At 58.0% G+C, this 12,157-nt stretch carries 12 protein-coding genes; 1 reads left to right on the top strand and 11 read right to left on the bottom strand.

Annotation, left to right across the window (positions count from 1 at the left end):
- Entirely contained in the window at positions 1–489 is a 489-nt protein-coding gene (gene dhiA, locus Dpoa569_RS11935) for a type II toxin-antitoxin system antitoxin DhiA (RefSeq protein ID WP_042873857.1), read from the top strand.
- An 85-nt stretch (positions 490–574) separates the two neighbouring features.
- On the opposite strand, the gene hycI is transcribed toward dhiA, so the two are convergent.
- From hycI to Dpoa569_RS11880, 11 genes are all read right to left on the bottom strand, one after another.
- Entirely contained in the window at positions 575–1,069 is a 495-nt protein-coding gene (gene hycI / locus Dpoa569_RS11930) for a hydrogenase maturation peptidase HycI (protein ID WP_042869743.1), read from the bottom strand.
- Entirely contained in the window at positions 1,062–1,460 is a 399-nt protein-coding gene (locus Dpoa569_RS11925) for a formate hydrogenlyase maturation HycH family protein (RefSeq protein ID WP_042869745.1), read from the bottom strand. The genes hycI and Dpoa569_RS11925 overlap by 8 nt, the downstream gene beginning before the upstream one ends.
- Complete coding sequence (locus tag Dpoa569_RS11920) at positions 1,460–2,248, bottom strand: NADH-quinone oxidoreductase subunit B family protein (protein ID WP_042869747.1); 789 nt, start codon at positions 2,246–2,248, stop codon at positions 1,460–1,462. Before Dpoa569_RS11920 ends, Dpoa569_RS11925 begins: the two co-directional genes overlap by 1 nt.
- Entirely contained in the window at positions 2,245–2,814 is a 570-nt protein-coding gene (gene hyfH / locus Dpoa569_RS11915; RefSeq protein ID WP_042869749.1) for a hydrogenase 4 subunit H, read from the bottom strand. The genes Dpoa569_RS11920 and hyfH overlap by 4 nt, the downstream gene beginning before the upstream one ends.
- Before the next feature lie 10 nt (positions 2,815–2,824).
- Positions 2,825–4,552, bottom strand: a complete 1,728-nt coding sequence (locus Dpoa569_RS11910) for a hydrogenase large subunit (protein ID WP_042869751.1) — start codon at positions 4,550–4,552, stop codon at positions 2,825–2,827.
- Positions 4,545–6,176, bottom strand: coding sequence for a hydrogenase 4 subunit F (locus Dpoa569_RS11905; RefSeq protein ID WP_146411389.1), 1,632 nt, complete (start codon positions 6,174–6,176; stop codon positions 4,545–4,547). The genes Dpoa569_RS11910 and Dpoa569_RS11905 overlap by 8 nt, the downstream gene beginning before the upstream one ends.
- Positions 6,177–6,180: 4 nt before the next feature.
- Positions 6,181–6,831 carry a hydrogenase 4 membrane subunit gene (hyfE, locus tag Dpoa569_RS11900; RefSeq protein ID WP_012885275.1) on the bottom strand — a complete coding sequence of 217 codons (651 nt, stop codon included), beginning with the start codon at positions 6,829–6,831 and terminating at the stop codon, positions 6,181–6,183.
- Positions 6,832–6,840: 9 nt separating this feature from the next.
- Positions 6,841–8,280, bottom strand: a complete 1,440-nt coding sequence (locus Dpoa569_RS11895; protein ID WP_146411387.1) for a hydrogenase 4 subunit D — start codon at positions 8,278–8,280, stop codon at positions 6,841–6,843.
- Between the two features lie 16 nt (positions 8,281–8,296).
- Complete coding sequence (locus tag Dpoa569_RS11890) at positions 8,297–9,184, bottom strand: respiratory chain complex I subunit 1 family protein (RefSeq protein WP_407643808.1); 888 nt, start codon at positions 9,182–9,184, stop codon at positions 8,297–8,299.
- A 71-nt stretch (positions 9,185–9,255) separates the two neighbouring features.
- Positions 9,256–11,295, bottom strand: a complete 2,040-nt coding sequence (hyfB, locus tag Dpoa569_RS11885) for a hydrogenase 4 subunit B (RefSeq protein ID WP_042869756.1) — start codon at positions 11,293–11,295, stop codon at positions 9,256–9,258.
- Positions 11,292–11,918 carry a 4Fe-4S dicluster domain-containing protein gene (locus Dpoa569_RS11880; protein WP_146411384.1) on the bottom strand — a complete coding sequence of 209 codons (627 nt, stop codon included), beginning with the start codon at positions 11,916–11,918 and terminating at the stop codon, positions 11,292–11,294. Before Dpoa569_RS11880 ends, hyfB begins: the two co-directional genes overlap by 4 nt.
- Between the last annotated feature and the right edge of the window lie 239 nt (positions 11,919–12,157).

Here is a 12,157-nt window from a genome sequence, read left to right as displayed (position 1 = left end):
ATGCATAAGATTGTAGACGTTGACGTTGTTGGCGATTTTTCGTTGCGCCTGACTTATGACGATGGCCTGGTGTGTGACGTCAACCTTTATCACTACGCTTCAAACCCGGTGTTTTCGAATGCCAGCCTGTTTATCAAATTTGGGCTGTTGCCGGACGGCACGCTGGAATGGGGACCGGATGTCAACATTTCCTCGTCAGCATTACGGAAAAAAGGGGAGTATGTCAGCCACACACTTGCGGTGCGGGAACGGAATTTTGCCGACATTATCTCCCGTGCCTTCTATGATGCTGTGATGGAAAATCGTCCTGAAATTCTGCAAGCGGCGTTGAAAATTGCGGTGGAAAAACATGGCAACAGTACCGTAGCGAAAGAAGCGGGGGCGAAAAGCCGCACCAGCTTATATAAGTCGCTGAATAAGAACACCAATGTCAGCCTGGCGACGGTAGTTAGCCTGGCGCACACCGTGCTGCAACTGGAAGAAAAATAGGCTCAGGATTAACGGCAGAGGCGAGGCTGGCGTTTGCCTCGCGCGTTGAGAAGTCAGGCCAATTCGGTGTTAACGTACTGGCGCTTCACGCCAGTACTTCAAAACCACCATGTCCTTCCCAACTTTCAAGGCGTTGGTAAAGCTGTTCCACCGCCTGTGTGACTTCCGGGCTAATCGGGAAATAGAATGCCACCAGTGCAGGCTGAATGCCGACGAAAATCACCTCAGGAATATCTTCCTTCAGGCTATCAATCAGGTAGTTCAGCGGCAGACTATGGGTGTTCATCAGCATGTCTTCAGCGATGCGAGCCGGATCAACAATGCGGATTTCACCCGGAGGCAACCCCATGTCGGTGGCGTCTACCACCAGCAGGCGGCGAGGTTTCAGTTCCCGCAGCGTGTGAGCGGCGTTTTCTGGAATAGCGCCGCCGTCAATCGCCGACCAGCCGGTCACCGGTTGCTGACTCATACGCTCCACCAGCAGCGGGCCTGCGCCATCGTCGCCCATCAGGGTGTTGCCGACCGCCAGCACGATATTTTCGATATACAGTGGCGCTTCATTATGTAGATGTTCAGTCATCGATACGTTTCACCATCAGATAAAGAGCCGGTTCCCGTTGCATCGCGGTGAGATAGTCCATCAGCGTCGCGGTCCACTCCGGGTGACTGTCGTGTTGAGCCAGTGCGTTGAAAGCACCGCCCAGCAGGGCGGTGTGGGTATGGTCGATGGTGATTTCGCCAAAGCGTAACAGACCCAGCATTTTGCGGCGGGCTTCGTCATCGCTCAACTGGCCGACCCAACCTTCGAAGTCCGCCAGCGGGCACTGCAATACCTGTTTCAGGCAGTCGATCACGCCAACGTGATGACCAATCGCCAGCGAGTAGTACATCACCTGTTGCGCCTGCTCCGGTATTTTGTCGCGGCTGTCGAGAAATTTGCGATTCAGGGCATAGAAACGCACACTGCTCATCACAGGATCTCCCCATTCAACATGGCATGGTAAATGCGTAGCAACCGGCCAGCGATTTCGTTCAGCCGTGGGTCGTTGTGCTGATCAAGCCAGCCGGTGACCCGTTGCTCAAACCCCTCCAGCGGCTGGTTTTCCAGCAGGCTGAGGAAACGGTCGCTGATTTCCCGCCCCTGACGGTACCCCGCCATCCGGCGGGCTTCCCGTTCTACCTGTACTCGTAAGTCCAGCGGTAGCGCCGGATGAATCAGCGCGGCTTTTTCGTTGTCGGCCTGCTGGTGAGCGCTGCCGTGCAGTTTTTGCTCCAGCAGCCCCAATGCGACCGCAAAACCGTAAATCGTCGCAGCGGGTGTCGGCGGGCAGCCAGGGATATAGACATCGATCGGCACAATTTTGTCGCTACCCCCCCACACGCAGTACAGATCATGGAAGATACCGCCGCCGCAACCGCAGGCACCGTATGAAATACAGATTTTCGGATCTGGCGCGGACTCATAGGCACGCAACGCCGGTGTACGCATAGCGCGGGTGACCGCACCGGTAAATAGCAAAATATCAGCATGGCGCGGCGACGCCACCACCTTGATGCCGAAACGTTCAGCGTCGAACAGCGGCGTAATGGCGGAGAAGATCTCTATCTCGCAGCCGTTGCAACCGCCGCAGTCCACACGATAGACGTAGGCGGAGCGCTGGATATCCTTCAGCAAGGTCTTTTTCAGCTGTTGTGCCTGTTCGTCCAACGTAATCGGGGTGGTCTGATAATGGTCAACCCCATTGGGCAGCATACTCATTGTGCATTCCCCTTGTGGGTGGTCGGGGTGGACAGGTGCTGGCTCAGCCGCACATTGCCCTGATGATTCATGTTTTGTTTACGTTTGCAGTCCGGGCAGGTTTCGAACTGATGGCGGCGTGCTTCCACCTCATTTTCCGGTACCCCGGCGTGCGCCAGCAGCGCCATGGCGTACTCCACCTCTTTTTGCGGAGCGAATGGCTGCTGGCAGACATGGCAGTTCAGTAGTCGGAAAGTGGCGCGCTGATACAGGTCAGCCTTGCTGGCGACCGCCATTTCAAACTCTTGCGACAGCACGATGGCGCGGGTTGGGCACACTTCTTCGCAGCGACCACAGAAAATGCAGCGGCCAAGGAACAGTTGCCAGGTACGGGTGCCGTTGTCCAGATCGTTGGCCATCGTCAGAGCATTCGCCGGGCAGGCCATGGTACAAGCAGCACAACCGATACACTGCTCCGGGTCATACTCCGGTTTACCGCGAAATCCGGTGGGTACCGCCAGCGGCGCGAACGGATATTTCACCGTACTGTTGCCTGCCTTGAGGATGGTTTTAAACAGTTTAATCATGGGGCCTCCCTCATTTCAGCGGCGAGCGGGTACGTTCCAGCCCGTAGCGTTCGATCTCTTTATACGGCACGGTGGTGATTTTCTTTTTACGGACATCCACCAGTGTGACGCGGTCGGTACAGGAGTAGCAGGGATCAAGGCTGCCGATGATCAACGGCGCATCCGAGATGGTGTTGCCGCGTAACATAAAGCGCAGTACCGGCCAGTTGGCGTAGGTGGCGGCACGGCAGCGCCAGCGGAACAGCTTCTGGTTATCGCCGGTCATACTCCAGTGGATATCTTCGCCGCGTGGCGCTTCGGTAAAGCCCAGCGCAAATTTATGCGGTTGATAGTTGATGTGCTCGTTGAGGATCGGTCCTTCCGGCATGTTGTCCAGCCCGAACTCAATCATCGCCAGTGAGGTGAACACTTCGCGTACCCGCACCAGTACACGGGAGTAAACATCGCCGCCATCCAGATGATGCAGTTCCATCGGCAGGTCCAGGTAGCCGGAGAACGGATGGTCGACACGCACATCGCGCTGGAAGCCGCTGGCGCGAATCATCGGGCCTACCGGGCTGTAGTCACGCGCGACCTGACGGTCCAGCACGCCGATACCCTGGGTACGTTGCGTCATGTTGGCAGTGCCCAGCAGCATGTCCGTCAGTTGTGTGACCTCTTCGCGCATTTCACGAATCAGTTTGATGGTTTTCAGCCGGTCCTCTTTCAGGATGTCGCGGCGAATACCGCCTATCAGATTCAGGCCGTAGGTTTTACGCGCACCGGTCAGCATTTCAGCAATTTGCATCGATTTCTCACGCACCCGGAAGAACTGCATGAAGCCGGTGTCGAAACCCACAAAGTGGCTGGACAAACCGATGTTCAGCAGGTGACTGTGCAGGCGTTCCACCTCCAGCAGAATGCTGCGGATCGTGTGGGCGCGTGCGGGTACTATCACACCTAACGCATTCTCGATAGACGAGGTATAGGCCACGCTGTGGGTGAAACCACAGATGCCGCACACCCGGTCGGACAGGAACGTGACTTCGTTGTAACCCATACGGGTTTCCGCCAGCTTTTCCATACCGCGATGCACGTAGAACAGGCGGTAATCCGCATCAATGATTTGCTCACCGTCGACGAACAACCGGAAATGCCCCGGTTCATCGGAAGTGATATGCATCGGGCCGATAGGCACGACACGGGTGTCGCCGGTGGCTTCATTAATAAAGGTGTAGGATTCGTCATCACGAGTAGGGGCCGGGCGCTGGCGGTAATCCATGGCGTCTTTACGCAGCGGGTAGAGTTCGTCTGGCCAGTCATCCGGCAGCACCAGTCGGCGTTCATCCGGCAGGCCGACCGGAATCAGCCCGTACATATCACGCACTTCACGCTCGCCCCACACGGCGGCAGGCACACGCGGTGTCACCGAGGGGAATTCTGGCACTGTTGGGTTAACCAGCGCTTTTACTACCACCCAGCACTTCTCACCCTGTTCCATCGACAGCACATAGTAGACGGCGAAATGGCCGTTGAGGGTGCGCTCGTCGTTACCAAACAAGACGGACAACCAACCGCCGTGCTGGTAGTAAAGGTATTCGACGACTTCCGGCAACTGATGCAGTTTGACGGTGATCGTCAATTGGTTGGCGGTTTGCCGTTCTTCTTCCAGAATCGCCGTCGGGAATTGCTGTCTGACATGAGCGACATAATTCGCGCCCAGATTTTCAGCGTTGGTCGCGTTGGATGAATTAATCACGGTACATCTCCTGACGGGAAGGGGTTAACGATGACGCAGGTGCTGTATCTGGTGTGCTCGTGCGTGCGCTCAATGACGGCCAGCCCATGCTGGGTTGTCCCTGTTCACCGGCTTGATTGCCGTTCAACGCATTACCGTTCAGCACAATGGCCGTAGCACGCTCAAGTAAATGGGTGACCGGCTGTGGAATGCGGGTACCCATCACCAGCATTAATACCAGCAGGATCAGCATTGGCGCGGTGGTGAGCCAGCCCAGCTCGCCTTTGCTGACGGCTTCCGGTTGGCTGCCCAGCACGCTGGTAGCAATCATGCGTACCAGCCCGGCGAGCACGACGGTCAACAGCACCAGCAACACCAGCACCAGCGGCAGGTGACCGGCGTGAATGCCGGCGGTAACGGTCATGAATTCACTTAGAAATACGTTGAACGGAGGCATCCCGCCAAGCGCCAGCGCACCACCTGCCAGTAATGCACCGGTTACCGGCGCGACACGCAGGATGCCTTTCACCGCATCCATATCGCGGGTGCCGTATTTCAGCAGCACGTTGCCGGAACCGCAGAACAGCAGGGTTTTCGCCAGACTGTGATTTAAGGTATGCAGCAGTGCTGCCAGAATGCCGAGCGGGCCGCCGATGCCGAGGGCGACGGCGATCAACCCCATGTTTTCCACGCTGGAGTAAGCCAGCAGGCGTTTCATGTCGCGCTGTACCAGAATCAGCAAGGCGGCGACGGCCACCGACAGCAGGCCGAACACCAGCAACAGTTGCTGCGGGAATTCCGGGCCGATGGCGGCGCTGATCAAAATGGTGTAGCGCACGATTACCAACAGCGCGCAGTTGAGCAGTACCGCAGAGAGCAGGGCACTGGTTGGGCTGGGCGCTTCACTGTGGGCGTCCGGCAACCAGGCGTGCATCGGGAACAGGCCGGTTTTGGTGCCGAACCCGATCAGAATAAAGATGAACGCCAGATGCATCAGCGTGCTGTCCAGCTCGCCAGCGTGCTTGAGCACTTCCGTCCAGAAAATGGCATTGCCCGGTTCGGCCATTACATTGGCGGCGTTGGCGTACACCAGCACCGTACCGTACAGACCGAATGCGACGCCGACGGTACAAATAATGATGTATTTCCATGCTGCTTCCAGCGAGGAACGCTGACCGTACAGCCCCACCAGAAACGCCGAACTTAGCGTGGTGGCTTCAATCGCTGCCCACATCAGGATCAGGTTATTACTGGTGATCACCAGCAACATGGTGAACAGGAACAGATGGAAAAAGCCGTAGTAGTGGCACAGCGTGGTAACGCTGACTTCGCCGCTGTCGACTTCGTGGCGCATGTACCCCATTGAGTAGAGGCCGGTAAGAAAGCCGATGACGCCAAGAATCGCCAGGAATAGCGCACTCAGGCTGTCGAGGTGCAGCCAGCGATGCGCTGCCAGCAATTCACCTTGCTGGTAGACAGTCCCGACTACCAGTAATGCCACCAGCAGCAGGGCGCTGATGCCTGCAAGATGAATCAGGCTCACCAGCGAGCGTGCCGCCGCGCCCGTAAAGCGGCAGGCGAACGCCAGCAGGGCGACGACAAACGGCACACCCAGCAGCAGGGAAAAAAGATCCAAAGTCGTCATGGTTTCATCCTTTCAACGCAGTCAGTTGCTGAACATCCAGCGTGTGCAGCGTGCGGTGGATTTTGCGTGCCATCAGCGCCATCACAATGACGGCGAAGATAGCGTCGGTCGCGATGCCGATTTCCACCAGTTCAGGCGCGCGGTAAGCCAGCAGCGCCAGCGTCAGGTGAGCGCCGTTCTCCATTAAGCAGTAACCAAACACCTGTTTGAGGATGTTGCGCTGGCTGACGATGCACAGCAGGCCAATCAGGAAGTGGCCGAGTGAGACCGCCAGCACCGGTTTGAGGTCATTGACCATCGGCAGTTTCACCGGTGAAACGGCAAAGTAGCTCAGCAATACAATCAAGGTGGCGATCAGTATCAATGTGGCGGTGCCAATCACACCGCCATCGGCTTTCGGGTCGGCCAGTCGGCAGAAAGCAAAGCTCATAATGGCGGGGACCATCACCACCTTGGTGATAAAGGCGGTCAGCGACCACAGATACAGCTCATGCGAACCGAGTAGTCCACCCAGCGAGATAAAGATAAGCACCAGCACCAGCGACTGTAATGCATACAGCGCGGCGGACACCGTGGGTTTTCTGGCAGCGATCACCAGCAACGAGGTGATGATCAGCAAACCTGCCAGATTATTGACGAGAAGTGATCCAGTCATGGGAGTTCCTTATTTCAGCCAGAGTGCGGCGATAACGCTGGAGCACAGCGACATCACTATCAGCACCAGCAGCACCAGGTTCATCGACATCGGCACTGGCGTCGCGGATGCCACTTCCTCGGAGGGCTCGCCCGGCACGGTGCGACCAAACCAGTAGAGGAACCAGGCAAAGCTGGCGACCGATTCCACCAGTACCACTATCATCAACGGCAGTAACCACCAGATGTCGTTGGAAAGCGCAAACCCGGCGGCAAACAGCGGAAACTTGCTGAAAAAGCCGTTGAACGGGGGAACGCCGGTGATCGCCAGCGCGGCTACGCAAAAGCCGATACCCAGTAGCGGCAGGCGGGTCATCATGCCGCGCAACTGCGGCAACATGCGGGTACCGCAGCTGTAGCTGAGCGCGCCGGCCACCAGAAAGAACAGGCTCTTGGCGTAAGCGTGGTTGAAGATGTAAGCCATACCGGCGTCAAAGGCCATGTGCGAACCGAAGATGGACAGCGACAGCGCCAGGAAAATGTAAGCCAGCTGGGTGATGGTGGAGTACGCCAGCAGTCGCTTCATGTCTTTTTGCGGCAGATACATCAGGAAGCCGTACACCAGTGTGATCGTCGCCATGATGACGCCGACCACGCCGATAACATGTGGCACCTCAACGGCGGACAAAATCGCGCGGGCGAAGATATACACGCCGACTTTTACCATTGACGCGGCGTGCAGATACGCACTCACCGGTGTCGGCGCTTCCATCGCATCCGGCAGCCAGACATGCAGCGGCAACTGGGCTGACTTGCCCCAGGCCGCGAACAGAATGCCGCTGAAGACGATGATTTTGCTGCTGTCGTCCAGTTGCGCGATGGCACTGAGCGCGAAGGTACCAGTGGTGGCGAACAGCCAGGCCGCCGCCAGATACAAGCCAACGGACGCGACATGGGTCACCAGCAGCGCTTTGAGCGCGGAACGCAGTGACTTCGGTTTCTGGTAGTAGCCGATCAACGCCCAGGAACAACCGCCGGTAATTTCAAAGAACAGCAGTTGACCAAGGATGGTGGATGACAGTGTTAACCCGGCCATCGCGCCGATAAACACCAGCAAAAACGCGTAGTAGCGATTGCTGCCATCGTGCGGATGCTCGCGGTTGCCCAGTGTCAGGTAGCCGCAGGAATAGAGGCTCACCAGGAAACCGAGCGAGACCACCGCAAAGCCTATCAACAGGCTGATGCGGTCGAACACAAAACCGAATAAATCTGCCTGACCGTAACGATAAAGCGGCACGACCAAATCGGTTTTTCCGCCATCGAAATAGCGCCAGGCCAGCAGCGCCATGCCGAGCGTCGCCAGCAGGGCGAACAGCGTACATAACCCTTTGGCCAGGCGCTGCGGCGCAAACGCTATTAGCAGCGCGCCGAGAAACGGCAGCAGTAGGGTGGCAAGAGCAATATTCTCCATGATGGATGTCGACTCCTTATAATCCAGTCAGGTAGAAAACGAACGCCAGCGCCGCGACACCGAATCCGAGCCAGGTGACCCGGCCGGTCAGCAGGAAGCGCCCGCGCGCCAGGCTGTTTTCGATAGCTGCGGCGATGACAAACACCACCACCAACTTGATGAACAGCGCCAGCGCACCCCACAGCAGGCAGGCAACAGACAACGTCTCTGCTTTGCCGAACGGCACGAAAATCGACAGAAACAGCGTGGCGACCACCACTTGTTTGAGGCTGATGCCCCATTTCACCAGCGCCAGCCCGGCACCGGCGTATTCGGTCAGCGGCCCTTCCTGCAGTTCCTGTTCGGCTTCCGCGACATCGAACGGGATTTTGCCCATTTCAATGAAGGTGGCGAATGCGCAGGCCAGTAAGGCCAGTACGGTGGCGGTAGGGGAGACCCAGTGACCGCTCGCCAGCTTGACGCTGATGTTGCCAATATTGGTGGAACCGGCCACCAGTGCTACCACCAGCAGCGCGAGCATCAGGATAGGCTCTACCAGAATACCGAGCGTCAGCTCGCGGCTGGCACCGATACCGGCGAAGGTGCTACCGGAATCGAGACCAGACAGTGAAAAGAAAAAGCGAAATACCGCAAACAGATACAGCAGGGTGATGACATCTCCCGCCGCACCGAGCGGCGACGCGTCAGTCATGGCGGGCAGTGTCATTGCTACCAGCAGCATGGTGCCGAGCAGGATGAAGGGCATCAGGCGAAAGACGCCGCCGCTGTGCTGGGGCGCCACTTCCTGGCGTCGCAGCAGTTTGACGATGTCACGATAATCCTGCAGCAGCCCTGGCCCCTGTCGGGAGTGCATTTTGGCGCGCAGCACGCGCGACAGGCCTGACAGCAGCGGTGCTACCGCCATCAGCAGTACGGCTTGCAACAGCGCGCACAGCAGCGGAAATATGAGTGAACCGTGAGTCATGTTCCGTCTCCTTAAACCAGAGTGACCAGCAGCAGGGCCACCAGCGCCGCCACGACATACAGGCAGTACACCCGGAAATCACCGTGCTGAATCCATTGCACCGCCCGACTGATGCGTTGCACGATGCTGACGACCGGCATGACTACATGGTCGTCCCAGACGGGTTCGGCACGCGCTGCCGCTTGCGTGGTTTTCTCCAGCGCCTGTTGCATGGCTGGGGCTGGGTTGAGGGTTTTACGCACGCGATAGGGTGGGGCGAACATCACCCGTAACGGCTGGGTAAAGCTACCGGCAGACGCTGACATGGCTTGTTCGTAGCCGTAACCGCAAGCCCAGGGCGTGCCTTTCTGGCGAAAGTCGAGGCGCGGGCCTCGCAGCAGGCTGTAAATCATCAGCGGCAGTAATGGCAGTGCCAGCAGCAGGATGAAGATCAGCGGGGTGTTGAGGCTGGTTTGCTGGCTGTCGCCGGGGAATACGCCCAGTTCTTGCGCCATGGCGACCGCCGGGGTGTGTGCCAGGTCGGCGGCGATACGGGTAATGACCGGTGCCACCACACTGGCACCGATGCCAAGCAGGATGCACAGCAGTGCCAGCAGCAGCATGGCGAGTGTCATCGGCCAGGGGACTTCACGGGCGTGCGAAGCTTTTTCGCTGCGCGGTGCGCCACAGAAGCTGATGCCATACACTTTGACAAAGCACATCGCCGCCAGCGCACCGGTGATGGCCAGCATCACGATGGCAATCGGGGCAACCAACTGCAGACCAATGCCGCCGTTATGGCTGAGAGTGAACAGTGACTGGTAGGTAAACCATTCGCTGACGAAGCCGTTGAGTGGCGGCAGAGCGGATATCGCCATACAACCTACCAGAAACGCCAGTGCGGTTTTCGGCATCAACCGTGCCAGTCCGCCCATTTTTTCCATGTCTTTGGTGTGGACGCGGTAGATAACCGCACCGGCACCGAGGAACAGCAATCCCTTGAACACCGCATGATTGAGCAGGTGATACAACCCGCCCAACAGGCCAAGCAACGCCAGCAGCGGATGATGGGTGGCGATACCGATCATGCCGACGCCGACACCCATCAGAATGATGCCGATGTTTTCTACCGTGTGGTACGCCAGCAGACGCTTGATGTCATGTTCGGCCAGCGCGTACAGCACACCCAACACCGACGAGACCGCGCCGAATGCCAGCACGACGACGCCCCACCAGGTCTCTGTCGCCCCGAGTAAATCGATGCCGACTTTAATAATGCCGAACACCCCTATCTTTACCATCACGCCGGACATGAGTGCGGAGGCGTGCGACGGTGCTGCCGGGTGAGCGCGGGGCAGCCAACCGTGCAACGGCAGCATCCCGGCTTTGGCGCCAAAACCGAAAAATGCCAGCAGGAACACCACTGAAGCCTGCGGTGCCGACAGCGATGCATGGCGGAAATCCGCGAAATCGAGGCTGCTGCTGTGGCGGTAGAGCAGGAAGAACGCCGTCATGATCAGTACCGAACCGGCATGAGCGATCAGGAAATAGAGCAACCCGGCGCTGACGGCCTCGTCGTCCTGATCGGCAATCACCAGGAAGTAGGAGCTGAGCGACATCACCTCGAACAGCACAATGAAGTAGAAGGCGTTATCCACCACCACCAGCGCCACCATCGAGGCGACAAACAGGTTCATGAAGAACCCCATCGCCCAGGCACCGCGCCCACGGTACTCTTCCAGATAGGCCAGTGAATACAGCGCGGACACCGCCACCAATAGCGAAATCACTAACGTCATAAATGCCGCGAGTGTGTCAAAGCGCAGCGTCAGGTGAGCGAAGGCGTCAAACGGCCCGGCGAATACGGCAGTCAGCACATTGCCGCCAAGCAGTATCGGGGCGGCGGCCAGTACGCCGGCACACCCCCCTGCCAGCGCACACAGCCCGCTTAAGCGGATAGCCAGCGACTCCTGACGGCAGCACAGCAGTGAAAGCACTGCACCTGCCAGATACAGCGCCAACGACAGGCCCAACCATTGCAGTGGCGTGAATAATTGCAATGCGGTCATCATAGGTTTTGCTCCCTGTCAGCCCCGGTGGGAGGGAAAGGGACGTTGCCCTGCGGCCATTGTGCGGCCTGACGGCGTTTAGCGGCGATAGCATCGTCCAGCGTGGTGTCATCTACCAGATACAACGCGTGGGTCGGGCAGACGCGTACGCATTCCGGCCCTTGCTCGCGAAAATCACACAGGTCGCATTTCACCGCGATGCTGCGAACCCCGGCGTTCCACGACAGCATTGGATGCACTGACGGCAAGCTGACGGGGACATCGGACAGCAATGTCAGCGGGATGTGTTGGTCAAACGCCGTCGGTGTCGCCAGCGGGGTACTGCCAGATGGCGTGATAGCGCCAAACGGGCAGGCGATGGCGCAGAGTTTGCAGCCGATACAGGTGTTTTCGTCCAGCAACACGGCGTTGTCCTGATGCCTGATGGCATTGACCGGACACACTTTGGCGCAGGGGGCGTCCTCACAATGGCGACACAGCACCGGGGCCGTACCACCGGCATCGCGCTCAACGGTCAGTCTCGGATGAGACTGTAGCCCTGCCTGCCGATGTACCTGCGTACAGGCCGCCATGCAGGTGTTGCATCCGATACAACGTGTCGGCTCCGCAATGACGAAGCGGTTCATAGCCATACCCTCCGGGGTGATAGAAATGTTTCCTGCGCCGCAAGCATATTCCATGCCATAAGAAAAATATGGGGTTAATTATTTTTTAATCAGTAGGTTATGTTATTTATCCTCCCCCGACGCGTTCTGGGCCGCTCCATTGCTCGACATTAGTGACGAGGTTTTTCGACGAACCATTACGCTGATGTCGTCACCCTCGACAGTGCGTGAACCACGATCACTACACTGAAATTTCTCGA

Origin of the sequence: Dickeya poaceiphila, assembly GCF_007858975.2 — a bacterium.
Classification (GTDB): Bacteria; Pseudomonadota; Gammaproteobacteria; order Enterobacterales; family Enterobacteriaceae; genus Dickeya; species Dickeya poaceiphila.
Note: the sequence above shows the minus strand (reverse complement) of the source record. Positions and strands in the feature narration are given on the sequence as shown.